Source organism: Acinetobacter sp. 1566109 (assembly GCF_000582255.1).
Lineage (GTDB): Bacteria > Pseudomonadota > Gammaproteobacteria > Pseudomonadales > Moraxellaceae > Acinetobacter > Acinetobacter nosocomialis.
This window is the reverse complement of record NZ_JEYB01000049.1, coordinates 1-24,979: the sequence shown is the minus strand read 5'-3', so window position 1 is coordinate 24,979 and position 24,979 is coordinate 1. Positions and strand designations below refer to the sequence as shown.

At 39.0% G+C, this 24,979-nt stretch carries 21 protein-coding genes and 1 pseudogene; 10 read left to right on the top strand and 12 right to left on the bottom strand.

Going from position 1 to position 24,979, the window contains the following annotated elements; translation table 11 throughout:
- The 5 genes from J582_RS20305 to dxs all read right to left on the bottom strand — a co-directional run.
- The coding region (locus J582_RS20305) for an ABC transporter permease (RefSeq protein ID WP_050674850.1) at window positions 1–577 on the bottom strand (577 nt) is incomplete at its 3' end.
- Window positions 574–1,392 carry an ABC transporter ATP-binding protein gene (locus J582_RS20300; RefSeq protein ID WP_004711782.1) on the bottom strand — a complete coding sequence of 273 codons (819 nt, stop codon included), beginning with the start codon at window positions 1,390–1,392 and terminating at the stop codon, window positions 574–576. The genes J582_RS20305 and J582_RS20300, both read right to left, overlap by 4 nt.
- 403 nt (window positions 1,393–1,795) lie before the next feature.
- Window positions 1,796–3,649 (bottom strand): DEAD/DEAH box helicase, encoded by a 1,854-nt coding sequence (locus J582_RS20290; protein ID WP_016804170.1) that lies wholly within the window; start codon window positions 3,647–3,649, stop codon window positions 1,796–1,798.
- A 410-nt stretch (window positions 3,650–4,059) separates the two neighbouring features.
- The gene (locus J582_RS20285) at window positions 4,060–4,890 is read right to left on the bottom strand and encodes an inositol monophosphatase family protein (RefSeq protein ID WP_002052337.1); all 831 of its coding nucleotides are present in this window, start codon (window positions 4,888–4,890) and stop codon (window positions 4,060–4,062) included.
- A gap of 121 nt (window positions 4,891–5,011) precedes the next feature.
- Window positions 5,012–6,916: a 1-deoxy-D-xylulose-5-phosphate synthase gene (dxs, locus tag J582_RS20280; RefSeq protein WP_032048476.1), complete on the bottom strand. Its 1,905-nt coding sequence runs from the start codon at window positions 6,914–6,916 to the stop codon at window positions 5,012–5,014.
- 303 nt (window positions 6,917–7,219) lie between these two features.
- On the opposite strand from dxs, the gene ribA reads away from it, so the two are divergent.
- The 3 genes from ribA to aroE all read left to right on the top strand — a co-directional run bounded on the left by ribA (window position 7,220) and on the right by aroE (window position 9,866).
- Window positions 7,220–7,822 carry a GTP cyclohydrolase II gene (ribA, locus tag J582_RS20275; protein WP_001121174.1) on the top strand — a complete coding sequence of 201 codons (603 nt, stop codon included), beginning with the start codon at window positions 7,220–7,222 and terminating at the stop codon, window positions 7,820–7,822.
- Window positions 7,823–7,949: 127 nt separating this feature from the next.
- Window positions 7,950–8,900, top strand: coding sequence for an oxygen-dependent coproporphyrinogen oxidase (gene hemF, locus J582_RS20270; RefSeq protein ID WP_031982352.1), 951 nt, complete (start codon window positions 7,950–7,952; stop codon window positions 8,898–8,900).
- 177 nt (window positions 8,901–9,077) lie between these two features.
- On the top strand, window positions 9,078–9,866 hold the full coding sequence (gene aroE / locus J582_RS20265; protein WP_031982353.1) for a shikimate dehydrogenase: 789 nt from the start codon (window positions 9,078–9,080) through the stop codon (window positions 9,864–9,866).
- A 47-nt stretch (window positions 9,867–9,913) separates the two neighbouring features.
- On the opposite strand, the gene J582_RS20260 is transcribed toward aroE, so the two are convergent.
- Window positions 9,914–12,256 (bottom strand): hypothetical protein, encoded by a 2,343-nt coding sequence (locus J582_RS20260; RefSeq protein WP_031982355.1) that lies wholly within the window; start codon window positions 12,254–12,256, stop codon window positions 9,914–9,916.
- 257 nt (window positions 12,257–12,513) lie between these two features.
- On the opposite strand from J582_RS20260, the gene J582_RS20255 reads away from it, so the two are divergent.
- Window positions 12,514–14,337 carry an acyl-CoA dehydrogenase C-terminal domain-containing protein gene (locus J582_RS20255; RefSeq protein ID WP_004884612.1) on the top strand — a complete coding sequence of 608 codons (1,824 nt, stop codon included), beginning with the start codon at window positions 12,514–12,516 and terminating at the stop codon, window positions 14,335–14,337.
- A gap of 79 nt (window positions 14,338–14,416) precedes the next feature.
- Here the strand turns inward: J582_RS20255 and J582_RS20250 are convergent, their stop codons facing one another.
- Window positions 14,417–15,064, bottom strand: a complete 648-nt coding sequence (locus J582_RS20250) for a hypothetical protein (protein ID WP_016803860.1) — start codon at window positions 15,062–15,064, stop codon at window positions 14,417–14,419.
- A 251-nt stretch (window positions 15,065–15,315) separates the two neighbouring features.
- On the opposite strand from J582_RS20250, the gene J582_RS20245 reads away from it, so the two are divergent.
- Window positions 15,316–15,570, top strand: coding sequence for a PspC domain-containing protein (locus J582_RS20245; protein ID WP_002052345.1), 255 nt, complete (start codon window positions 15,316–15,318; stop codon window positions 15,568–15,570).
- A gap of 69 nt (window positions 15,571–15,639) precedes the next feature.
- Here J582_RS20245 and J582_RS20240 read toward each other — a convergent pair whose 3' ends face one another.
- The 4 genes from J582_RS20240 to J582_RS20225 all read right to left on the bottom strand — a co-directional run bounded on the left by J582_RS20240 (window position 15,640) and on the right by J582_RS20225 (window position 19,461).
- Window positions 15,640–16,740 carry an HPP family protein gene (locus J582_RS20240; protein WP_032048475.1) on the bottom strand — a complete coding sequence of 367 codons (1,101 nt, stop codon included), beginning with the start codon at window positions 16,738–16,740 and terminating at the stop codon, window positions 15,640–15,642.
- A 132-nt stretch (window positions 16,741–16,872) separates the two neighbouring features.
- Window positions 16,873–17,670, bottom strand: a complete 798-nt coding sequence (locus tag J582_RS20235) for a TIGR03915 family putative DNA repair protein (protein WP_032048473.1) — start codon at window positions 17,668–17,670, stop codon at window positions 16,873–16,875.
- Window positions 17,671–17,672: 2 nt separating this feature from the next.
- Window positions 17,673–18,935, bottom strand: a complete 1,263-nt coding sequence (locus J582_RS20230; RefSeq protein ID WP_031982359.1) for a putative DNA modification/repair radical SAM protein — start codon at window positions 18,933–18,935, stop codon at window positions 17,673–17,675.
- Between the two features lie 109 nt (window positions 18,936–19,044).
- On the bottom strand, window positions 19,045–19,461 hold the full coding sequence (locus J582_RS20225) for a lysozyme inhibitor LprI family protein (protein WP_002052267.1): 417 nt from the start codon (window positions 19,459–19,461) through the stop codon (window positions 19,045–19,047).
- 29 nt (window positions 19,462–19,490) lie between these two features.
- Between J582_RS20225 and J582_RS20220 the strand changes: the two genes are divergently transcribed.
- The 5 genes and pseudogenes from J582_RS20220 to J582_RS27600 form a co-directional block, all read left to right on the top strand.
- Window positions 19,491–19,916 (top strand): hypothetical protein, encoded by a 426-nt coding sequence (locus J582_RS20220; protein WP_032048472.1) that lies wholly within the window; start codon window positions 19,491–19,493, stop codon window positions 19,914–19,916.
- 89 nt (window positions 19,917–20,005) lie between these two features.
- Entirely contained in the window at window positions 20,006–20,983 is a 978-nt protein-coding gene (gene glyQ, locus J582_RS20215) for a glycine--tRNA ligase subunit alpha (RefSeq protein WP_000085212.1), read from the top strand.
- Window positions 20,983–23,052 (top strand): glycine--tRNA ligase subunit beta, encoded by a 2,070-nt coding sequence (gene glyS / locus J582_RS20210; protein ID WP_031982362.1) that lies wholly within the window; start codon window positions 20,983–20,985, stop codon window positions 23,050–23,052. Before glyQ ends, glyS begins: the two co-directional genes overlap by 1 nt.
- A gap of 88 nt (window positions 23,053–23,140) precedes the next feature.
- The gene (locus tag J582_RS0105070) at window positions 23,141–23,614 is read left to right on the top strand and encodes a hypothetical protein (RefSeq protein WP_032048471.1); all 474 of its coding nucleotides are present in this window, start codon (window positions 23,141–23,143) and stop codon (window positions 23,612–23,614) included.
- A gap of 53 nt (window positions 23,615–23,667) precedes the next feature.
- A pseudogene (locus tag J582_RS27600) lies at window positions 23,668–23,742 on the top strand (hypothetical protein); the annotation flags it as partial.
- A gap of 278 nt (window positions 23,743–24,020) precedes the next feature.
- On the opposite strand, the gene J582_RS20205 reads toward J582_RS27600, so the two are convergent.
- Window positions 24,021–24,848 carry a toll/interleukin-1 receptor domain-containing protein gene (locus tag J582_RS20205; RefSeq protein ID WP_031983652.1) on the bottom strand — a complete coding sequence of 276 codons (828 nt, stop codon included), beginning with the start codon at window positions 24,846–24,848 and terminating at the stop codon, window positions 24,021–24,023.
- Window positions 24,849–24,979 lie beyond the last annotated feature (131 nt).

Below are 24,979 nucleotides of genomic sequence, written 5' to 3'. Positions count from 1 at the left end.
CAAATTGAACATTATTTTGCATACCACTCCAGAAGGAGCCTTCATCAACGCCAAGAAAGTCAACACCAACCAATTTACCGCCAACGATACCAATCGCAGCAAAGATAACAGTTAACATTGGCAAACTGACTATGCCAGCCCAAAGACGTGGTGATACGATTTGCTTTAAAGGGTCAACACCAATCATTTCCATACTGGCAAGCTGTTCACTTTGTTTCATTGAACCAATTTCAGCAGTTAATGCAGAACCTGCTCGTCCAGCAAATAGTAAAGCAGCAACAACTGGTGCAAGCTCACGCAGTAAGGTTAAAGACACCATAGTGCCTAGCATTGATTCACTACCAACATTGACCAATATTGAGTAGCCTTGCAATCCGAGTACCAGACCAATAAATAAACCTGATACCGTGATAATAAGTAAAGACATTACCCCTACACGATGCATTTGATAGACGAAACGTCCAAAACCGCCTGCTGAAGGTAATGAAAAAATAATTTGTAAGAGCATCAGTGCCGCAACACCAATCCCTCGAATCCGCTCAATAACGAGTCTACCTAACCAGGCAATCGTATTCATGGACGAACCTCGTTATCTAAATAAGCTTGGTGGCTAAACTGGTACTCAACCGGACCTTCTGCAGAACCAGTTAAGAACTGTTTTACAAATGGAGAAGCATATTTTTGCAATTCTTCTGGTGTTCCTTCCCCTTGAATTTTTCCTTCTGCCACAACATAAATGTAATCGGCAATAGATAGGGTTTCAGGAACATCATGCGAAACAATAATGGTGGTTAAATCCAAAGCTTCTCGTAATGAGCGTATGAGACGTGTTAAAACACCTTTTACAATCGGGTCCTGCCCTGCAAAAGGTTCGTCATACATAATTAAATCTGGATCAAGCGCAATTGCACGAGCTAAAGCAACTCGTCGATTCATACCACCCGATAGCTCAGTAGGCATAAGCTGTTCTGTTCCACGCAGGCCAACAGACTCAAGCTTTAAAGCGACCAGTTCAGCAATCAGATTTTCAGAAAGCTTAGTATGCGCACGAATTGGAAAAGCGACATTTTCATACACCGACATATCGGTAAATAAAGCACCACTTTGGAATAGCATTCCCATACGTGCACGCGCTGCAAACAATTCCTGACGTGACATTTGAGCAATATCTTTACCATCAAGCAAAACTTCACCATGATCGGGAACAAGCTGCCCACCAATCAGACGTAATAAAGTCGTTTTACCTGTACCAGATGGTCCCATGATGGCCGTAATCTGGCCTCGACGTATATTTAAACTAATATTGTCATAAATGACGCGTTCCCCTCGATTAAAACTCAAATTTTTCACTTCAATGAGTGACTGAGTCGAGAGAGGAGTTTTATTATTCATAATGGCAATCATTCCTGCACTTTTATGCCCGCATACTATAACATTGAATTTTGAGAATCTTGTTGTAATTTTGACAAAAGCGAAACAAGCTCATTCATCAATATGAGCTAGATTTTGAAAAGAAATTTACTGATTGAGAACTTGAAACTGATCTACGAAATGGCCAGTTAATAAAGCATAGGCAAAATAGATTCCATTACACAAAGCGAGTGCAATAAAAAGGTATGGCAAACCATGTTGAAGTAATAATTTACTCAACCATGCCAAAGGAGTCTCTTTTCGCTTACTTTTACACATTATTACAATAAATGTTGAACTATTTCACACTTTGTTATTTTATAACAAAACTGAAAAATAAAAAAGGCCAGTATGTTAACTGGCCTTTTTTTAAATCTTTTTAAGATTAACGGTCGAATTTACGACGACGTTCACCACGAGATTCTTGATTAAAATGTTCTTCACGAACTGCGCGACGTGGACGGTCTTCACCACCAAAACTACGTTTTGGACGATCACCGAAACCACCTTCACGACGTGGACGATCTTCGCCACCAAAACTACGTTGTGGACGGTCACCAAAACCGTTTTCACGACGAGGTTTATAATCTACGCGATTACCACGGTTGTCATCATTTGAATCAAAACGAGGCTTATCGTTAAAACCACCTTCACGACGAGGGCGATCAGAGTTGAACTCACGACGTGGACGATCTTCACCACCAAAGCTACGTTTTGGACGATCTTCAAAACCACCTTCACGACGTGGACGGTCAGAGTTGAACTCACGACGCGGACGATCTTCACCACCGAAGCTACGTTTTGGACGATCTTCAAAACCACCTTCACGACGTGGACGGTCAGAGTTGAACTCGCGACGCGGACGATCTTCACCACCGAATGGGCGATCACCACGTGGTTTATCATCAAAGCTACGACGCGGACGGTCATCACGACCACCTTCACGGCGTTTGAAGTTACTTTCGCCTTCAAAACGACGACCACCGCCGAAACCGCCACCACGACGACCATCACGACCACCGTTGCCGCCACGACCGCGACCACCGCCATCACGACCTGAACGAGCAGGAGGTGGAGATGGCTCTAAACCTTCAATTTCAGAAACACTTAAACGTGCTTCTAAATATTCTTCAAGTGCACGAATCTTACCGCGCTCACGATAAGTCGCTAAAGTAATTGCCTGACCTGTACGACCCGCACGACCTGTACGACCAATACGGTGTACGTAGTCTTCATGCTTCATCGGTAAGCCGAAGTTAATTACGTGTGAAATTGTTGGAACGTCAAGACCACGAGCAGCAACGTCAGTTGCAACTAAGATTTTTGCACGACCTTCACGGATACTACGTAAACGACGGTTACGAACTGTTTGTGGCATTGCACCGTGAAGTGCAACAACTGAATGACCTGCTTCAGCAAGCTCTTCAGCCAACATATCAGTGTCTTCTTGAGTGCTTGCAAAAACTACAGCTTGATCTAAGTTTTCATCACTTAACCAATGTGTAAGTAATTTTTTCTTATGCTCAAAACCATCAGTCCAATGCAATGTTTGCGTAATATCTGTATTGGTTGAATGACCTGTTTCAATTGCAATACGCATTGGATCTTTCATCATGCATGCTGCAAGACGAATAATACGATCAGCAAATGTTGCAGAGAACATTAATGTTTGTTTACGGTTAGCCGCTAATTCGCTGATTGCCTCTAAGTCTTCAGAGAAACCTAGGTCAAGCATACGGTCCGCTTCATCAACGATTAAAGCATCTACTTGATCTAATTTAATTTGACGACGGTTTACCAAGTCAAGTAAACGACCTGGAGTTGCAACAACAACTTGCGCGCCTTTTAACTGTTGAATTTGTTTAGCAAACGGCATACCACCCATAATGGCAGCAATACGAACACCTTTCATGTGACGTACAAATGCGATTGCATCTTGGCTTACTTGTTGTGCTAATTCACGAGTAGGAGAAATTACCAAAATATTTGGTTGAGTTACAGCTTTCATGCGTTCTTTGAACGGAACGAAAGTTTCTTGACCTGCCAAGTTATTTAATGTCGGCAACAAGAATGCAGCAGTTTTACCAGAACCAGTCTGGCTAGAAACTAAAAGGTCTTTACCTTCTAAAGCTGCAGGAATAGATTGTTCTTGCACAGGAGTCGGGGTAGTAAAACCTAAACCTTCAAGCGCTTGTTGTAAGGTTTCATGCAAAGAAAATTCGGCAAAAGTTTTGCTCATAGAGAGTTTCACCCTAATGGGTGCTCCATTTTTAATAAGTACAAAATAGACATCGGCACAAAGCGGCAAAGCAAAATTAGCTGAACCTTATTATTCAGCGGCAATCCGAGTAACGACGATGTGGATTAAACGCACGCTTGATTACGGCCGAACCTGAAGAATCGCTGAGCGATCGGGGCGCAAGAAATGGTCCTCTCTATGGACAGCGTGCGCTTACAATGAATAGAACAGAATGTTCAGGTAATGAACGGAAATTTAAGTGCGTGGGCGGATTATAGCAGAAAGAATTTAAAAGTCATGTGTTTTAATCAACTTTATCGTTATTTCTATTATTATTTCTATTTTACCGATCATTAAAAAATTAAAACCCTCTATAAAAAGAGGGTTTTAACTCACAAAGCGTTTCTCAATTATTTTGCAGCTTTATCCCAAGCAGGAACTACTGTTTGCATTAATGGTTTTAGCATTTTAAGTGAACAAGCAAGCACTTGACCATTTTCAAGTGAATCATTTCCACCACGAGCATCAACCACTACACCGCCTGCTTCTTTAATAATAAGTTCACCAGCAGCGATATCCCATGGTTTTAAACCAAGTTCAAAGAAACCATCGAAACGACCAGCAGCAACATAAGCTAAATCTAGAGCAGCTGAACCACCACGACGGATTTGAGCACCCGCTTGAGTAACAGCTAATAATGAAGCAAAGTGCTGCTCTGCATAAGATACGATTTCACCAGCACGTTTAGCACGATAAGGATGGCCTACTGCCAAGAACGTATTTTCTAAGCTATCTTTTACATTTACACGAATACGGCGTTGGTTCATCACCGCACCACGACCGCGACTTGCAGAGAACAATTCGTCACGTACAGGGTCATAAATTACGCCGTGCTGAGTAACACCTTTGTGTTGAACTGCAATAGAAATACAGAAATGAGGGAAACCATTAATAAAGTTTTGCGTGCCATCAAGTGGGTCAATGACCCAGCACCAGTCTGCATCATGGCCTTTGCCTTCTTGCAAACCGAACTCTTCACCTAAGAAGCTATGGTTTTTATAACTTTTACGTAATGTATCAATCGTTAATTGTTCTAAATAACGATCTACACGTGTTACAGGACCATCAATGCCTTTTTCTTCAACTTGCAAATCGAGTTTATGACGATTTTGATGCGCTTTTAAAAGCTCTTGACCAACTGTTTGAGCCGCACGCGCAGCCATCACCACCATAGGTTCCATTGAACACCCACTACAATACAAATTTGAAGATTTTGACAAAGAATAATGCATAAAAGCGCATACATTTTAGCAAATGAATGCGCTTTATGGGAAAAAATGTTTCAAAAATTTTATTAACGGATTAAACGACCTGATTTTGCTTAAGCCAAGCTCTCTCAATTGAGTTCAAAATACCTTTCGCATCTAAACCACAATCTTGCAGCATTTGATTATGTGAAGCCTGATGCAAGAATGAGTCTGGCAAACCTAAGTTAATGATAGGTTTAACAATTTGCTCTTGTGCCATAAACTCATTCACTGCACTACCCGCGCCGCCCATAATCGCATGTTCTTCAACTGTCACGAATAAATGAGTATGTTCAGCCAAGTCTCGAATCATTTGCTCATCAAGCGGTTTTACAAAGCGCATATTTACAACACGCACACCAACATCGTGTTTTTGTGCAAGTTGCTCGGCAGCTTCTATAGCAACCATGACACGGCTACCAAATGCTAGAACTGTAATTTGCTCATCACTAATTGGTTTAATTTCTGCAACAATTTCAGCTTTACCTAATTCAAGAACAGTCATTTCTTTTTGAATTTCAACACCAACACCTGCACCACGTGGGTAACGTACTGCGGCAGGACCATTATAGGCATAGGCTGTATGAAGCATTTGACGGCATTCATTTTCGTCTTTTGGTGCCATAATCACCATATTCGGTACAGTACGCATATAGGCATAGTCATATGCGCCTGCGTGTGTTGGGCCATCTTCACCGACTAGACCGGCACGATCGATACCGAAAGTTACATCAAGGTTTTGCAATGCAACATCATGAATAAGTTGATCATAACCACGCTGCAAGAATGTCGAATAAATTGCAACAACAGGTTTTACCCCTCCAAAAGCCATACCAGCTGCAAGTGTTACGGCGTGCTGCTCTGCAATTGCGACATCAAAGAAACGTTGTGGGAATTGCTTGGCAAACTTAACCATGCCCGAGCCTTCACACATAGCAGGCGTGATCGCAAGCAACCGCTCATCTTGAGCAGCTTCATCGCATAACCATTCACCAAAAACATCCGAATACTTTGGTGGGGCTTTCCCGCCTGAAGTGGCATTAATTTTACTAATCGCATGGTAAGTAATCGGGTCAGCTTCAGCAGGAGCAAAGCCTTTGCCTTTTTTAGTATAAACGTGAACTAAACGTGGACCTTTACGCTTTTTAAGCGCATTGAACACTTGAACCAACTGATTGACATCGTGCCCATCAAATGGTCCAAAATAATCAAAACCAATTGCTTTAAATAGGTTATCTGCAGCATCGGTTGCCGATTGGTGTAATCGAGAGTTATAGGTCCATTTTGGATGTGGCTGGATATAAGCTTCACCATGTTCATTTACATTGACTAAATGACCTTTTTCCCAAATTGCAGCTAAATGCTTAGCGAAGCCACCAGTACTGCAAGAAATGGACATGTCATTGTCATTGAGTACAACAATCAAGTCAGCATCATGTGCAACCGCATCATTCATAGCCTCAAATGCCATGCCTGCAGTCATTGCACCATCACCTACAATACAAACAACTTCACATGGGTCATTTTGATAACGGCGTGCAAGTGACATACCTAGGCCAGCTGAAATCGCTGTTGACGAATGCCCTACCCCAAAGGTATCAAAAACTGATTCTTCTCTGGCAGGGAAAGCTGCTAATCCATTTTTTGAACGGATAGTTGTAATTTGTTCACGGCGACCAGTCAGGATTTTATGTGGATATGCTTGATGTCCTACATCCCAAACTAACCGGTCATTTGGTGTATTAAAACAATAATGCAGCGCAACCGTCAGCTCAACCACGCCGAGGTTAGCACCGAAATGGCCACCACTCTGGCCTGCTGCATATAAAATATATTGACGCAACTCATCAGCCACTTGAACCAGTTGGCTATGCTCGAGCTGACGTAATTGTTGAGGATGATCAATTGCATCTAACAATGGCGTAACAGGGCGTTGAGTTGGAATTTCGGTATACAACATATGTGGCAAAGCCTTTATAAGCCTGGCAAATCCTAAGCTGGGTCAAAATGGGTCGATCATACAATCGAATGAAGTCACCTTCAATCAGCCACATTTGCGAACGAGATCATGCAAAGCAGTCTCTCATACATTATGGGTATGGTTGGCAGATTATCCTGAATAATCTGACTATTTATCAACTATTATCGTCTTCTTTATACAAAAAAGAAAACCTTAGTGTGCAAAATGATTATGACAATTCGACCAATCTCCCAGCATTACGCTATACTTTAAACCGTTTTCGGTTAAAAGATGAGTTAATCTGTGCCTATAGAGTTCATTGCAACATCAAAACTCCCGACCGCTTTTGGTGAATTCAATATTTCTGTGTTTCAAGATCCCGTTACAGGTGAAGAACATGTGGCACTTTCTAAAGGGTTAGAAAATCCGCCAACAGGCCCTGTTTTGGTTCGTGTACATTCTGAATGCTTAACAGGTGATGCTTTTGCGTCATTAAAATGTGATTGTGGCCCACAATTACAAGCCACTCAAAAACTCATCAATGAAGCAGGACAAGGTGTAATTTTATATTTACGCCAAGAAGGTCGTGGAATTGGTTTAACCAATAAAATTCGTGCCTATGCTTTGCAAGATCAGGGTCACGATACAGTAGATGCCAATTTACTATTGAATTTACCTGCCGATGCACGCCGTTACGATATGTGTAGCATTATGCTCGATCACTTAAAAGTAAAAGAAGTGAAGTTAATTACCAATAATCCTTTGAAAATTCAGGCACTCAAAGATCAGGGTATTAATGTCGTAGATCGTGTACCGTTAACTGTCGGCCGCAATCCTTTTAATGAACAATATTTAAAAACCAAACGTGAAAGAATGGATCACCTTTATCAAAAAGATGATTTTTGATTCCAATTCCAAAATTTAAAAACAATATTTAAGGGATTTTTTCAAGATTTAGAAAAAATCCCTTACTTTTTTTATGGTTTTATGTTTTGATGTATTTAATTTATATCAATCATCTTTGAGGGTCATTATGCAACATCCGACTTCCACAGATATTCAACGTGTCCGCGAATTTCTCCTCGATTTACAAGCCCGTATTTGTGCTGGTTTAGAACAACAAGAAAAAGCTGGCGGTGGTACGGCAGAATTTATTATTGATGATTGGGAACGCCCTGAAGGCGGCGGCGGTCGTTCACGTGTGCTGCAAAATGGTACAGTGATCGAAAAAGGTGGTGTGATGTTTTCTCACATCAACATTAGTAAACTTCCTGCGTCTGCTACAGAACGTCACCCTCAAATTGCAGGGGCTAAAGCTCAGGCACTAGGTGTTTCTTTAGTTATTCATCCTAAAAACCCAAATATTCCGACCTCTCATGCAAATGTCCGTTTATTCGTTGCAGAACGTGAAGGACAAGAGCCCATTTGGTGGTTTGGTGGTGGTTTTGATTTAACGCCATTTTATCCAGATGACCAAGATGTTTTAAATTGGCATCAAGCTGCTTACGACCTATGTAAACCTTTTGGTGACAATGTTTATGCTGAACATAAGCAATGGTGTGATGATTACTTTTATTTAAAGCATCGTGATGAACAGCGTGGTGTGGGTGGCTTATTTTTTGATGATTTAAATTGCTGGGATTTCGAAACTTGCTTTAAATATATTCAAGCTGTAGGCAATGGTTATTTAAATGCCATTTTGCCAATTTTCGAAAAACACCGTGAACAGCCTTATACCGAAGCTCAACGAGAATTTCAGCTTTATCGCCGCGGTAGATATGTTGAATATAACTTGGTTTATGACCGTGGTACGTTGTTTGGATTACAAACAGGTGGCCGTATCGAGTCTATTTTAGTCAGCCTACCTAATTTAGCTGCATGGTCTTATCGTCCTGAATGGGATGAAGACTCTCCAGAGAAGCGTTTAACTGACTATTACTTAAAACCTCGTGATTGGTTAGGTTTAAAAGAAAAAGTCGCTTAATTTTTTGTTTTGGGGATTCTTTGGCTTCCACCCTAAAGAATCTCCTTTTTTGATTTCAATTTCCCTTCCTTCATTCAAATATTTTTTCTTGTGTTATTTTGACTTATAGTGAGGCCTGCTGAATATTCAGCACAGGCTTTATCTGCTTTATGCCATTTTAAAATTTTGGATACAAGAATGACCAAACAGTTTGCAGTAATTGGCAACCCGATCGAACAATCACGCTCGCCTGAATTGCATCATGCTTTCGCTCAAAAAACAGGTGTTGATCTAAACTATCAAAAACGTCTCGCTCCTCTAGATGGTTTTGAGTCAAGCATGCGCAGTTTCTTTGCAGAAGGCGGCAGTGGCATGAATGTTACTGTTCCCTTTAAAGAGCAAGCTTTTGCTTTATGTGATGTTTTAACCGAGCGTGCCCAAATTGCTAAAGCTGTAAATACCTTGTGGATGGAAAATGGCAAATTGCATGGTGACAATACAGATGGCCAAGGCCTAGTCGCTGCAATACAAGCTTTAGATTGGAACTTAGAAAATACAACTATTTTAATTTTAGGAGCTGGTGGTGCAACTCGTGGTGTCATTTACCCACTGGTACAGGCTGGCGCTAAAAAGATTGTTATTGCCAACCGAACCCTCGCTCGTGCAGAACAACTTGTAGATGACTTAAAAACAGCAGTTCCACAAGCCCAATTACAAGCAATTTCTCTAAATGATTTAGACGGCGATTTTGATATTGTAATTAATGCAACTTCTGCAAGTCTTTCAGGTGGTGCTTTACAACTTCCTGAAAAATTACAGTTCAAATATGCGTATGAAATGGCTTATGGCAAACCTTCTAGTTTCCTTGATCAGGCGAAACAGCGTAATGTGCCTTATGCAGAAGGTTTTGGTATGTTAGTAGGCCAAGCCATCGAAGCTTTTTATATCTGGAATGGTGTAAGACCAGAGTTAAAAGATTTCTTATAAACAAAAAAAGAACCTACTTAAAGTAGGTTCTTTTTTTATCTCATTTACTATTTTTTAGCAGCGACCATTTGCTTATAAACATCTCGGAAAATTTCATAATCAATAAATTCATTATGTTCAGGTTTTAACTTCTGAATTGTTTTTTCCGTAAGCTGTTGTTTACGCGCGGCCACATAAACGTTTCCTAAAATATCAGCCGTTTCTGATAACAAATGCTTTTCTTCAGCAGAAACACCATTTTGTTTTTCAAATTCTAACTGATACTGCTTTGAGAACAGTTGGGCTGGCTGTTTATATTGCTTTTGTAGTTTCTGCCAAGCTTCACGCCCTGCTTTACCTTGCATAGTCTCTATCACAATATGATCTACAGCACGCCCTAACTCATGGTCAAACTGTTCATCCTGTTCAAGATGATGCTTTTTCTGTAAAGCAGTAATACGCTCTAAAGCTTTTCCTTGAGGGTTATAGGTATCTTCTTCCGAGAACCAGTAAGCATAAACCTCTGCAATTTCTTGTAGCTGTTGAACAGAGTAATATTTGATATATGACGGTTTTTCAGCTGTTAATTTGGCAATAAATACTGCTTTATAAGTTTTGTCATAAGCATGCATTTCATCATAGGTTTTATCAGCCAGTACAGCCAGATTTGCATCTAAATCTTGTACATCACTATGTGTGCCTACCGGATGCTCTAAAACATCACCTTGTCCAAGCTTTTCTCCAAAACCTTTAATAAAGTTTTCGAGCATAGAACCTTTACTTGCTTCAGCTATAGACTTGGCCTGTTTAAGCTGCTTTTGATCAATTGAGGTTGCTTTACCGTAATTTAAAATTTGCATATCAGCTTTAATATTAAAGCTATGTTTAAACTCGGCTGGCGTATAAGCAACATCATAGGTCATGTTCACTGCACGACCTTTATCATCTAAAGCCACATCAATCGTGATTGGATTTCTTTGCTTAGGTAAAGCTTGCTCAATCTCGGCCTTGTGTTTTAGCCATAAAGCTTTGAATGCTTCATCATTGATAAACTGGTTTTGGTTATAAGCTTCAAAAGTTTGTTTTAAAGTGTCTCGGCGAGACTTGGTTTGAACTTTTTCAGCACTCGCCGCACTCTGGTCTAGCACATCAATGCCATAAACTTGGCAATAATTAATATCACCTAAAGCAACCGGTTTTTTCAGTGACTTTAATTCAATACATTGATCTTCGGTAAGCGTTACAGCATCTTCACCTTGTGCATCCTGTACACCACCTGCAGCTGCTTCTTCACTGCCATTTTGATCTTCAGAAACTGATGCATCTGCTGCTGCCGGAGCTTGTGCTGCCGTAGTTAAATTGTCTTCACCTGCATCATTTGATGAAAGGCCACCATCAAAGTGTGCATTGATTAAACTATACAATTCCTGACTTACAGCAGCGGCATCATCAGAAGAAACCTTTTGTTCTTCTTTATTAACAGCGCCTTTTTTCGCTTCAGAAGCGGCAAGCTCTTTTGCTACTTTTTCAGCCATCTTTTGGTTATCAAAACCTAATACACTTTTTTGAAGATATTTATCATTGACCTGACCATACAGCTCAACTTCTAAAAGCAACTCTTCAATGGTGGTTTTCAAACGAATTTTATCAACTGCCCCAGCCTTACGATCAGTCTCCGTCAAAGATACACGTTGTAAGTTTTGCGGGTCAGCCAAACGATAAGAAACCGCACTAGAAGCTTTAAGATATTCAATAAACTTCTTCGTATCGACATTTTTAAAGAAGTCTTTATATTTTGAAAAATCAATATAAGCCAAATTATTTTGATTTTCTTTATTGACTAAATACGGCATTAAACCGAAGTAATTTACGTAAAACTTATAATTTTCCAGATCAAGCACCATTGGCAATTTTGCCTGAACCAATAGCGTTGGTTTTTCATATTTAGCAGTAAGGTTAAATGAACCCATTTTTTGACGGTAATGAATTGAGCCGTCATAGCTAAACTGAAGATCATTTAATAAATTAATTAATACGGCGTTTACTTTTTCAGAACGTGCTGAGGGCCCCAAACCACCTTGTTCATTTGCAATAGCTGCATATAGGGTCTGTTTCTGAGCTTTACTTAAACCAACTTTTTGCTCACCTAAATATTGATCAACTTTCTTTTGTAATTCGGCATCAAGTTTTGGACTATTTTCAGCTTTTCCATTTTGCTTTATTTGTGATGGATCAACCGTGATTTTAAAATTTCCGCGATAGTCATAACTTGGATATTCATACATCGCATTAACGCTTTGAATGGCCTTTTGCTCTAAATTCGCAGATGCCACTTGTGGACGCACGCCGTGTTGTGCACATGCAGTCAAGCCCAAACTAAATAAACATAAACTGAGATATTTTAAATGCATAACCTTTTTTAAAACCTTATCGCTTTATCTTTTTAACAAAACTTGCTAAAAATAAAAAAATTAGTTGTTTTTTCACATAAAAGTATAAGACCTGACTTTATCAGAAAATATAATTTCCAGTGTATTTATTTTCGACAAAATTCGCTTTTCTGACATTCTTTTCGGGTGTGATTAACATTGTATTTTTATCATGCGAGTGAATAATCAAATCATCGATTCAGATAATCCCACAATGTCTTACAATTAGGATTAAAGCCATGCCAGCATATAAAGCTCCCCTACACGATATCCGCTTCTTAATGAATGAAGTATTAGACTACCCTGCTCACTATAAAACTTTATCAAATGGTGAAAGTGCAGATCCAGATACTGTAGATATGATTCTTGAAGGTGCGGCAGATTATTGTGAAAACGTACTCTCTCCCCTTAACCAATCTGGCGATGAAGAAGGTTGCCATTTTGACAACGGCGAAGTGAAAACACCAAAAGGTTTTAAAGAAGCTTATGACCAGTTTGTAATGGGTGGCTGGCAAGGACTTTCTTATCCTGAAGAATTTGGTGGCCAAGGCCTTCCAATGTCTTTAAACCTGATTAAATCAGAGATGATGGGTACAGCGAACTGGTCATTTACCATGTATCCTGGTTTAAGCTCAGGTTGTATGAATACGATTTTGCAATTCGGTACAGATGAGCAAAAACAAACCTATATGCCTAAACTTGTTGAAGGTACATGGAGCGGCACAATGTGCTTAACCGAACCTCAATGTGGTACAGACTTAGGTCAGGTAAAAACTAAAGCTGAGCCTCAAGCTGATGGTACTTATAAAATTTCTGGTACAAAAATCTTCATTTCTGCTGGTGAACACGATTTAACTGAGAACATTATTCACATCGTGCTTGCACGTCTTCCAGATGCACCAGCAGGTACACGCGGTATTTCTTTATTTATCGTTCCTAAGTTTATTCCAACCGCTGATGGCGGCGTAGGTGAACGTAACACGGTTAGCTGTGGTTCAATCGAACATAAAATGGGTATTCGTGCTTCTGCAACTGCTGTGTTGAACTTTGACAACGCAACAGGCTACCTCATTGGTGAAGTAAACAAAGGCTTACATGCGATGTTTACTTTTATGAACACTGCGCGTATTGGTACTGCGGTTCAAGGTATTGCACATGCTGAGTTATCTTTCCAAGGTGCTCTACCTTATGCCAAAGAACGTATGTCTATGCGTGCCCTTTCTGGTAAAAAAGATCCAGATAAAGTGGCTGATGCGATTATTCACCATGCTGATGTACGTCGTATGTTATTAACACAAAAAGCGATCGCTGAAGGCGGTCGTTCAATGATCTATTACGCAGCACAGCTTGCTGACAAAATGACAGACGCTTTGACGCGCGGTGACCAAGCTGCATTTGAAGATTATGATGACAAACTTGGTTTCTATACACCAATTTTGAAAGGGTTCTTGACTGAGCTTGGCCTAGAAGCTGCTAACCACGGTATGCAAGTGTATGGTGGTCATGGCTACATCAAAGAATGGGGTATGGAGCAAATCGTACGTGATGCTCGTATTTCTACTTTATACGAAGGAACAACTGGTGTTCAGGCACTCGACTTGATTGGTCGTAAAGTGTTGTTAAGCTCAAAAGGTAAAGTAGTGCGTGAATACACTGCTGAAATCTTAAAATTCTGTGCAACACATGCACGTAATAAATACTTACGTCGTTTCGCTTGGGATTTAACAAAGCTTTGTGCTCAATGGAACACTTTAACTGTTCGTATCATGCTTGCTGCACGTAAAGACCGTGACATCGTATCTTCTGCTTCTGTAGATTTCTTGATGTTCTCAGGCTATGTCATGATGGCTTATTTCTGGGCTCAACAAGCCGTAGTTGCTTCTGAAAAATTAGAAGCAGGTGACGGTAAAGAAACTCCTGAATTCTATAAAGCAAAAATTAAAGTTGCTGATTTCTACTTCGACCGCTTATTACCACGTGCACAAGGTCATGCAGAATCAATGGTAACGACTTCTCGTACACTTACTTCATTACCAGTTGAACACTTTAGCTTCGACTACTAATAATAAGTTAATAAGTAAGTAGTAAAATAAAAAAGAGCGCAATTAATATTGCGCTCTTTTTTATTGATTTAAAATAACTTTATTCTTTATTAAGTACATAAGCTTTTGTAGGAACAAAATAGTTTTGTTCTAAAAACTCACGATTTTTACCATAATCGCTATAGAACAGTTTTTCTAAATTTACGATTAATTTCTGTTTCGAAATAATATTAAAGTAGAAGTTAACATCTGATGTTGGACACTGAATCTTTAACTCATGAGCAGCAGAATCAACTTTCCACTTTAATGAAGGACATAATCGATTGATGACTGCACTTTTTGCACCATCTTTATTACTGATTCGCCCAAAATGAACAACGTTCCAATACGCAGTGCCATCAGGTAATAAGTTTAAAATATATTCCGCTTCACCTGTTTCACAATCGGCAAAATTATCTTCACATGAAATACGGGTATGATAGCGACCTGCATATTGTTGATCTGATTCAGATATTTTAGATGTCTGATCTGGGGCACCATCGGGTAAAAAAGTTCGTCCCGCTGCATCATCCAACGTTTTAACTGCAGTCGTACTTTTAACTAGACTATTATCATGTTTAGAAGTCGTTGCTAACGCTGAGTGATCCTTAGAATCGGCATGATTTGCATCACAGGCACTCAGCGCCATACATAAGATGGCTGCCAAACCTAAATGTTTAATTAAAAGACCAGACCACTTCAAAGACATATACATCATTCACATACAACAGCAATGTGACTGTTCAAATTATGATTTAAGAACACTACCATTACTGCTACAAACACTTTTAGCCCCGAAAGGGTGCATTTTAGTAGATGTTGCTTTCATTCATTTAAATCATTTACATATTTTAACTATTTTTAATTTTATCGGACTTTAATTAGTTAATTTTGTCGCCATATTTCTATTAACCAAGGGAAATAACAAACCTTGTCATTTATATATTTGAGGAGAACTACATGACCAATTCTGGTTTATATCGCTCGAACCGACAAAGCATGATCGCCGGTGTAATGGGCGGTATTGCTGAACGTTTTGGTTGGAACGCAAATTTATTACGCATTATTTTCGTATTGGTCTCGGTAATGAGTGCGGCTTTCCCAGGAATTTTAGTCTACTTGGTTTTATGGTTAGTTATTCCGAAAAGACAGCCTGAACAAGTCCAAGGTTATCAACAACCTGTTCGTACTGTACGAGAAGAACAAATACATTAAATCACTTAGTTTATTTTGGTCGCTACGGTTGCATCCCCTAATCAACCGTAGCTTTTTTTATGCTTAAAATTATAGTTTTCGATTTAACTGCTGTTGTAATGCCGCGATCATATCTGCACGGCTAATGATTCCTATCAGTTTTCGCTCTTCAACAACAGGAATATAGTTAAATGACTTCTCAACAAAGTAAGGTACAAGATCTTGAATAGGCTGAGTTGGTAGTACAGTAACAACTCGACGACTCATAATTTGCTTTACATAATGTTGCCATGAGTTTCTTGGATCGGCTGCCCCTTTAAACCACTCCACAACTTCATATAGCGCTAAAGTTCCTACTAAATGGTTTTCTGCATTGACCACAGGTAAGCTCATCAAGTTCACTTGTTTAAATTTATCTAATGCCTGATGAATATCATCATCTTCATGTAGTTTAATCACATCACGGCTCATAATATCCTGACAGGCATATTGGTTCACCATGCGTTCATTGGCATGTTCTTGCGCTTCTAAAATGATTTTTTCTAAATCGTACTGACTAATATCTAATAGTTCAGTGTGATGCTCTAATGCATATTCAATATCTTTTGGCTGAATTGAGACTTTTTGAGTTGGCGTTGGATCTTTACTGCGTTCATTTAAGTGTGCAGTAACTGGATAATGCCGCCCAATCAGTCTATTAAAAAAGATGGCGAAACCGAGTAGAAGTAATGAATTGAGTAGAACTGGATAGAAAACAAAATAGAAACCTAATTTGTGAATAGCCACACCACCCAACACAGCCGTAATCGCAACTGCACCACTCGGTGGGTGCAAAGAGTCAGTGGTCATCATTAAAAATATAGCAAGCCCTACAGCCACACTAAAAGCCGTAGTTAAATCCGGAATGTACTGTGCACAGGCTACGCCAATAATGGCGGCTAAGGTATTACCAACAATAACATTCCAAGGCTGAGCCAGCGGACTGGTCGACACAGCAAATAAGAGAACTGAGGAAGCTCCCATAGGTGCAATGTACCATGCATTAATTCCACCTAAAACATACCAGCTAATTAAGGAAGAAATTGCTAAACCACATAGCGCTCCAACGCCACAAAGCAACCGTTCTTTTAGTGGTAAAACCTTAAAATTCGGTTTTAAAATCTGTAACCATTCTGGCTGTATAACACTCACAGTACACCTTAGGGGATATGCCGTTATTTATAACGGGCAAAAGTATACGCCCAAAGCCACATAAAGTGCATTTAAATTATATCTTTCAATTATCAGAAAACCTGTTGAATATATTCTTACTATTTGAAAATTTTAATATTCCATCAATTTTTCATTTAAATAACGCCAGTAACGTTTCGGCAAATATTGCACATGGAGCTTTATATTCTGGCGTTCTGTAATATTTACGCTCTTAAAATAATCTTTCCAAAGCTGATCATACAAAACTTCTTGCTCATCTAACTCAAGCTGAAAGCTTTGACTCATTCCATTTTTTAAATTACGGTCAACGTCCGAGGCTTCGAGCGAAACTTCATGTATTTCCCGTAAATCATAATAAATTCCAAACTTACGTTGCTCATCATAAATCAACCAACGCTGATCTTGATAACGCCGTTTAAAATGCGGCTGAATGAGTGGTAAAACATTAAAATCAGGACGAACCAGACTTAAAAAAAGCTCATCATTAGTTTTCTTAAAACGAATAAAAGCCTCCATTCGATGCTTCTCTCGCCCGACCTTTTTCGTCCACTGTGCAATTGCCAGAACACTAGGATTTGAATAATCTTTTTCTATGGAAACATGGCTAGTAAACACATAAATACAGTAATTAAATAAATGCTGATAGGCATCTAAAGATTCGGATAAATAAGCAAAATAAAATTGTTTTAACGAAGAAGATGAAAGCTTTTTTTGTAGCGCAGCCCATACACGTTCAGCATGTTGCTCATTATTTGCAACCTCAATTTTATCGGCAAATAAACCATGTTGAGCTGCATCATTCAAACAGAGCCTGACCTGTAATTCTTTAAATTGAAATGCACGAAAAACACAGCTCAGCAGCCCAACCATTGAACCATCAAAATAGTAAGCAACCTCCTCATTAAACATGGCTAAAACCCAAGACTTAATTGTGGCGAGAGTTGCTGCACATATTTCGAAGATCCCTGCGTTAAAATCTGCTGCCGAATAAAACTTGAAGACAATTCTTTTTGGAATTTTGGAGTGTCTTCACAGCGAATAAAGAATTTTGCACGCTGATAGGCCACACCGAGTTTTTTAAGTAAATCGGTATGGATTTTGCCAAACCGGCGTGCTTGCACAATTTTCTTGGCCGATTTCACCCCAATACCCGGTACACGTAAAATCATTTGATAATCTGCACGATTTAAATCTACTGGAAACTGCTCGGGATGCCTTAACGCCCAGCTTAATTTTGGGTCTACATCCAGATCCAAATTTGGGTGTTTTTCATTAACAATTTCATTGACTTCAAAACCGTAAAAACGCATCAACCAATCACTTTGATAGAGTCGATTTTCACGAAGCAACGGCGGTGCAGAACCAACAGCAGGCAAGTAATTATTTTCGGTATTAATTGGGATATAACCCGAATAATAGACGCGTTTGAGTTTAAATTCTTTATAGTGCTTGTCTGCCATGAACAAGACATCTTGATCTGACTCTTGATGCGCTCCTACCACCATTTGGGTGGTCTGCCCTGCTGGTACATATTTCGGCACATGCTTAATAACTTGTCGTTCATCTTTCAGTTGAATGAGTCTGTCACGAACCAAACCTAAATCTTTTTGTACTTCCTCATGTGATTTTTCTGGCGCAAAAGTTTTTAGCCCCATCTCTGTCGGCATTTCTAAATTAATACTCATCCGGTCAGCATATAAACCTGCTTCATGAATCAGTTCAGGCGATGCGCCCGGAATTGTTTTTAGGTGAATATAACCATTAAAGTTTTCTTCAAGGCGCAACTTTTTAACCACTTGGAGCATGCGCTCCATCGTATAATCGGCCGATTTAAAAATGCCGGAGCTTAAAAATAACCCTTCAATATAATTACGTCGGTAAAAATTAATGGTTAAATCGACGACCTCTTGTACCGTAAATGCGGCACGTTGAACGTCATTAGAACGACGTGAAACACAATAGGCGCAGTCAAAAATACAGACATTGCTAAACAGAATTTTTAAGAGAGACACACAACGACCATCTTCAGTATAGCTATGGCAAATACCCGAATGACTAGCATCCCCCAGACCTTTATTTTTGTTTTTACGGTCACTGCCACTTGATGAACAAGACACATCATATTTAGCAGCATCAGCAAGAATTTGTAGTTTTTCCCGAATGCGATCAGACATATCAAACGACTCATTTATGGCATCGTTTAGAAAATATCATGTCGCATTCTTAAATTTAATCTAGGGAAGTACGCTCAGCGTCATGAGGTGACGTTTAAAATAATTTGTCTTAATTAACGTATTCTTCAAGCTGCTTTACACGCTTTTCATACTCTTGCATTGGGCAATATGAATACATCGGTGAGCCGATATATGAACCTGCATTATTACATTCCTGATCTACATAGGCTTTCCAGAGTCGCTGAGATTTTAAAATATCTTGGTAACGTTCTGGCTGTTTGTATTCTTCGCTTTGTGCACGAATTTGATCAATCAGAGCAACAATTTTTTCTTCATAAGTCTTTTTAGCTTGTTCAGAACAGCTATACACGACCATATTATTAATGCTTTCAAGCTTCATTTCTTTAATGGTCTGGTCTACACATTGATTGTATTCATCTTGCTCATCAGTTTCGGTTTGCGCGTAAAGCCACGGGCTACAGAAAAGGCTGGAGAAAACAATAAGTTTGCAGCAAAATTTCAACATAACTTCTTCTCAGTTCTATAATTTTTAATATGCTTCAATATAACAAAAAAACGATTATTCATGCACTTGCGCTTGCACCCCTACCATTGCTGAGTTTATCTGTCTTAGGGGTCATGACATTAAATGCTGAGTTTAACCTTTATTCGATTGGAGTTATTTTACTAGCCCATTTCTTATTTTATTTACTTTTTTATGGCCTTCTAGTTATTCCTTTCGCATATATCATTTCCTATTTTCTGGCCCGTAAAAGTCGTTTAAATCTGATGAGTATTTTCATCAGCGGAACTGCGATCTGGATTTTAATTAGCCCTATTGCACATTTGTTTTTTGTCGGGTCATTCCCGTCTCCTTGGTGGAATATTTATAAGATTTACAGTTTTTATCTCATGATTTTATTTACGGGCTTTTGCTACTGGTTAAGCTTGAAATGGCTAAGCCGAAAACAAATAGGCTAATCACGTATTCATTTGATTAAGCCTTTGCCACTCCCCTACAAAATCCTTATACTTAGGGGCAATTTTTCTCATAAATTCGTGGATGCTACATGAGTCGCGCCATCTCGCACATTGATACATTTCAGGGCTTAATTCTTGCCCTACAAAACTATTGGGCCGAACAAGGCTGCGTCGTACTACAACCTTACGACATGGAAATGGGCGCTGGAACATTCCACACCGCAACATTCTTACGTGCTTTAGGGCCAGAGACTTGGAACGCGGCATACGTTCAACCTTCACGTCGTCCAAAAGATGGCCGCTACGGTGAAAACCCGAACCGTTTGCAACATTACTACCAATTCCAAGTGGTACTTAAGCCAAACCCAGACAACATCCAGCAGCTGTATCTCGATTCTTTAAAAGCAATCGGGATTGATACGCTTACTCACGATATCCGTTTCGTAGAAGACAACTGGGAATCTCCAACTCTTGGGGCTTGGGGCCTAGGTTGGGAAGTTTGGCTTAACGGTATGGAAGTAACTCAGTTCACTTACTTCCAACAAGTCGGTGGTGTTGAATGTTACCCAGTAACAGGCGAAATCACTTACGGTTTAGAACGTCTTGCGATGTACCTACAGGGTGTTGATTCGGTATATGACCTTGTTTGGACGAAAGGCCAATTCGGCACGGTAACTTACGGCGACGTATTCCATCAAAATGAAGTTGAGCAATCGACTTATAACTTTGAATACGCTCCAGTTGACAAACTATTTGAACTGTTTGATTTCTACGAGTCAGAAGCAAACCGTTTAATGGAAGCTAAACTTCCACTTCCAGCTTATGAGCAAGTTGTTAAAGCGTCTCATACCTTTAACTTGCTTGATGCACGTGGTGCAATTTCTGTGACTGAGCGTCAGCGTTACATTTTACGTGTACGTACTTTGGCACGCGCAATTGCACAAAGTTATGTACAAGCGCGTGCAGAACTTGGCTTCCCAATGGCAGAACCGCATTTACGTGATGAAGTATTGGCACAGCTAAAAGCACAAGCTGAAAGTGAAGCAGCAAAGGCGGAGAAAAACTAATGAGCAAACATACTGTTTTATTCGAACTTGGCTGTGAAGAGCTTCCACCAAAAAGCTTAAAAACATTACGTGATGCACTACAAGCAGAAACTGTAAAAGGCTTAAATGAAGCAGGTTTAAACTTCGCATCTATTGAAGCTTATGCCGCTCCACGTCGTTTAGCGCTTAAAATTGTAGATGTAGATGCTGCGCAAGCGGATACACAAAAACGTTTTGACGGCCCGGCTGTTCAAGCAGCTTACGATGCAGAAGGCAAACCGACTAAAGCACTTAAAGGCTTTATGCGTGGACAAGGCATTACTGTTGATCAGCTTTCTACATTCCAAGCAGGTAAAGTTGAAAAAGTTTGCTATTTAAAAGATGTGAAAGGACAAAGCCTTGACGCTTTACTTCCACAGATTTTACAAACAGCGTTAGATAATTTACCAATTGCTAAGCGCATGCGTTCTGCTGCAAGCCGTACCGAATTTGTACGTCCAGTGAAATGGGTTGTCTTACTCAAAGATAACCAAATTGTTGACGCGACTATTCAAGATCACAAAGCTGGCAATGTGACTTATGGTCACCGTTTCCATGCACCTGACGCTGTAACTTTAGCGCATGCAAATGATTACTTAGAGGCTTTAGAAAAAGCTTACGTCGTTGCGAACTTTGAAAAGCGTCAGGCAAACATACAAGAACAAGTGAAAAAGTTAGCTGATGAAGTTAACGCGACTGCAATTGTTCCAGCTGACTTACTTGATGAAGTAACAAGTCTCGTTGAATGGCCTGTAGCTTTACGGGCAACTTTTGAAGAACGCTACTTAGCTGTTCCTCAAGAAGCACTTATTACGACAATGCAAGACAACCAGAAATATTTCTGTTTGATCAATGCGGAAGGTAAATTACAACCTTACTTCATTACTGTTTCAAACATTGAGTCTAAAGACCCGACTCAAATTATTGAAGGTAACGAAAAAGTTGTTCGTCCTCGTTTGTCTGATGCTGAATTCTTCTTCTTACAAGATCAAAAGCAACCGCTTGCATCTCGTAAAGAAAAACTAGCAAACATGGTATTCCAAGCACAACTTGGTACGCTTTGGGACAAATCAACACGTATTGCAAAACTTGCAGTTGCATTATCTCCAATCACTGGTGCAAACCCAGCCGATGCTGAAAAAGCTGCATTACTTGCTAAATGTGACTTAACTTCTGAACTTGTAGGTGAGTTCCCAGAACTTCAAGGTATTGCGGGTACTTACTACGCACGTATTGAAGGTGAAAACACTGAAGTTTCTGAAGCTTTAGGTGAACAATATTTACCAAAATTTGCGGGTGATGTTTTACCTAAAACTAAAACAGGTACAACCATTGCCCTTGCTGACCGTTTAGATACGCTGGTTGGTATTTTCGGTATTGGACAAGCGCCAACAGGCTCTAAAGACCCATTTGCTCTTCGTCGTTCAGCAATTGGTATCTTACGTTTAATCATTGAAAATGAATTAGATGTAACGATTGAAGAGCTAGTGAATCTTGCGCTTCAAGGCTATGGCGATATCGTTAAAGACCACGACAAGACTCGTGCTGATGCTGTTGCATTCTTGGAAGGTCGTTATCGTGCCAAGTACGAAGACCAAGGCGTTGCTGTTGATGTACTTCAAGCCGTTCAAGCACTTGCACCAAAATCTCCACTTGATTTTGACAAGCGCGTAAATGCTGTTAACCACTTCCGCACATTACCTGAAGCTGCTGCACTTGCTGCTGCAAATAAACGTGTGGCTAACATTCTTGCAAAAGAAGCAGCACCAGAAGGTTCTGTTGTTGAAGCGAACTTGGTTGAAAATGCTGAAAAGGCATTATTTGCTGAGCTTCAAGCAGTGACACCTGTAGTTGAACCATTACTTGCAGCAAAAGACTACACTGCTGCTCTTTCTAAGCTTGCAGCACTTCGCGCGCCGATTGATGCATTCTTTGATGGCGTAATGGTAATGGCAGATGATGCTAACCTGAAAGCAAACCGTTTACGTTTATTGGCTCAGTTGCGTAACTTGTTTACTGCTGTGGCTGATGTGAGCGTGTTGCAGGGCTAAGCCTTTATTAGTTGTAAATTAATGAGAACCCCTCTATAGATTAGTGGGGTTTTTTAATAATATTAAAAATAAATCCGCAGTCATCATAATGAATACCTCTTCAATTAAAAATTTTTATCGTATAGATGGTTATCTTGTTCTTTGCCACACCCTTTTGATGTCATTCGGTTATGGCCTATGGAAACTATATCCTCATATAAAGACCAAACCAGATATGAGCGGCCTGTTCTTTATGGTTATCTCTATTCTAGGTGGTTTTGCTGGGCTGATTATACTAGCTGTAACTCTGCCTCGTTTAGATCGTTCTGTTCGTAATTTATCAGTGAACAAATTTATTTTGGCTCTGCTGTATTGGATTTCGAGTACCATTATTTTCATGCTATTTGGCATCAGCAAATTCTTCTTCAATAATCCGCTAGTTTTGCTGGTTTTTGTTTTGGTTTTTTTCAGCAGTATTTATCTTTCGGTGATTCGCCTTGCAGATATGCGTAAAAAAGACTGGCTGATCTTAAGCGGAATTTTTGGAGCTATTGTACTGTTCTTCTTTTTGCCAGAGCTTTAGAAAATGGTTTAAGTAAAGAATCTGAGCTTGTAATGCTTTGCGTACTTAACAATACCTTCTTTGATGGTGTAATGGTCATGGCAGATTATGCTGACCTCAAAGTAAACCGTTTAAATTTATTGGCTTAGTTACGTAACTTATTTACTGCTGCTAATGTCAATATATTACAGGGCTAAACTGTTTAGTCGATTTAAATAAATTAGAACCCTCCTAATAGTAGTGGGGTTTTATTTTTGAGAGTTTAACTACGGGCTCGTCTCAAACATTTTTAGGATTTCACGGAACATATATTTATTATTATCGCAAACAAATTATATGATAATAACCATCCTACCTAGAATTATAAATCTAAAGCCTCTCTAAAGTTAATCTTATATTAACTTTAGAGAAGTAAAATACCTAAATTCTAAAAATCTAAACGCTTTAAAGTATTATAAAGATCTTGATAAAAACTTATGCTATTAAAGTCCATATATTTATAATCCTGTAAAAGTGGAGGCAACTCAGATTGTTTCAAATCTAAATTAATTACAATAAATTTTTTTTGAGTATCTCTCATTCTTCTTGAGAAAAAGAAATTCATCTCATTTAGCGTCCACCCTGACTCTGCTTTTAAAAAATTCTTCGACAAAAAAATCAATCCCAAGTTACTATTATCTAAACCTTTATTAATTTTATCAGTTATACTTTCGCCAAAATCAATTTCATATTTATCATACCAAGCCCTGATATCCTTTGAATTCAAATAATTATATACACTATCAACCTTATCTTTATCTAAAGAGGAATGAGATAGAAAAATAGTTGCATTTCTTAAGTAGTCATCAATAGGTGGTAAAATTTTATTCATAACCTGTTTCGAATGAAATAAAAACATATCATTACCTATATCTGTAAAAAAAACATCTACACTTTTAGCATCAGTTAGAGAAAAAGCATTGTAACCCTTATTTTGAATATGAAAAAAATAATCACTAAAACAATATTTTAACTGCATAATATTAGCTTTTGATGAGTACCTCTCTTTAATCCAAAATTTAAATTCTTCTATTTCATTTTCAAAGTTTAAAGCTAAAATAACCTCTAGATTATAAATATTATTACTAACAAAAACATTACAACCAATTAAACTATCTTTATCAAACTTATTTAAAAGATCTTTAAGAAAAAAGATTTCTTTCTCCCTTTCGCTATAACTTAAAGGGATTATAAACATCATATCGCTACTATTCATATAATTTCCAAAATAAAAACTTAAGAGGATTTATTAAAATATATAAAATAATATCCTTTCTTACCAAAAAAACTTACTTTAAATAATAAAAATTATTTTTCAAATAAATTCTTTAATTTCTTCTAAACTTT

What these genes read in the sequence shown, in the direction of transcription:
- J582_RS20225 (WP_002052267.1), bottom strand. Translation starts at nt 19,461, where the DNA reads ATGTTGAAATTTTGCTGCAAACTTATTGTTTTCTCCAGCCTTTTCTGT.
- J582_RS20300 (WP_004711782.1), bottom strand. Translation starts at nt 1,392, where the DNA reads ATGAATAATAAAACTCCTCTCTCGACTCAGTCACTCATTGAAGTGAAA.
- J582_RS20260 (WP_031982355.1), bottom strand. Translation starts at nt 12,256, where the DNA reads ATGCATTTAAAATATCTCAGTTTATGTTTATTTAGTTTGGGCTTGACT.
- J582_RS20285 (WP_002052337.1), bottom strand. Translation starts at nt 4,890, where the DNA reads ATGGAACCTATGGTGGTGATGGCTGCGCGTGCGGCTCAAACAGTTGGT.
- glyQ (WP_000085212.1), top strand. Translation starts at nt 20,006, where the DNA reads ATGAGTCGCGCCATCTCGCACATTGATACATTTCAGGGCTTAATTCTT.
- J582_RS20220 (WP_032048472.1), top strand. Translation starts at nt 19,491, where the DNA reads ATGCTTCAATATAACAAAAAAACGATTATTCATGCACTTGCGCTTGCA.
- J582_RS20205 (WP_031983652.1), bottom strand. Translation starts at nt 24,848, where the DNA reads ATGAATAGTAGCGATATGATGTTTATAATCCCTTTAAGTTATAGCGAA.
- J582_RS20250 (WP_016803860.1), bottom strand. Translation starts at nt 15,064, where the DNA reads ATGTCTTTGAAGTGGTCTGGTCTTTTAATTAAACATTTAGGTTTGGCA.
- J582_RS0105070 (WP_032048471.1), top strand. Translation starts at nt 23,141, where the DNA reads ATGAATACCTCTTCAATTAAAAATTTTTATCGTATAGATGGTTATCTT.
- hemF (WP_031982352.1), top strand. Translation starts at nt 7,950, where the DNA reads ATGCAACATCCGACTTCCACAGATATTCAACGTGTCCGCGAATTTCTC.
- J582_RS20255 (WP_004884612.1), top strand. Translation starts at nt 12,514, where the DNA reads ATGCCAGCATATAAAGCTCCCCTACACGATATCCGCTTCTTAATGAAT.
- J582_RS20245 (WP_002052345.1), top strand. Translation starts at nt 15,316, where the DNA reads ATGACCAATTCTGGTTTATATCGCTCGAACCGACAAAGCATGATCGCC.
- glyS (WP_031982362.1), top strand. Translation starts at nt 20,983, where the DNA reads ATGAGCAAACATACTGTTTTATTCGAACTTGGCTGTGAAGAGCTTCCA.
- aroE (WP_031982353.1), top strand. Translation starts at nt 9,078, where the DNA reads ATGACCAAACAGTTTGCAGTAATTGGCAACCCGATCGAACAATCACGC.
- J582_RS20235 (WP_032048473.1), bottom strand. Translation starts at nt 17,670, where the DNA reads ATGTTTAATGAGGAGGTTGCTTACTATTTTGATGGTTCAATGGTTGGG.
- J582_RS20230 (WP_031982359.1), bottom strand. Translation starts at nt 18,935, where the DNA reads ATGTCTGATCGCATTCGGGAAAAACTACAAATTCTTGCTGATGCTGCT.
- dxs (WP_032048476.1), bottom strand. Translation starts at nt 6,916, where the DNA reads ATGTTGTATACCGAAATTCCAACTCAACGCCCTGTTACGCCATTGTTA.
- J582_RS20290 (WP_016804170.1), bottom strand. Translation starts at nt 3,649, where the DNA reads ATGAGCAAAACTTTTGCCGAATTTTCTTTGCATGAAACCTTACAACAA.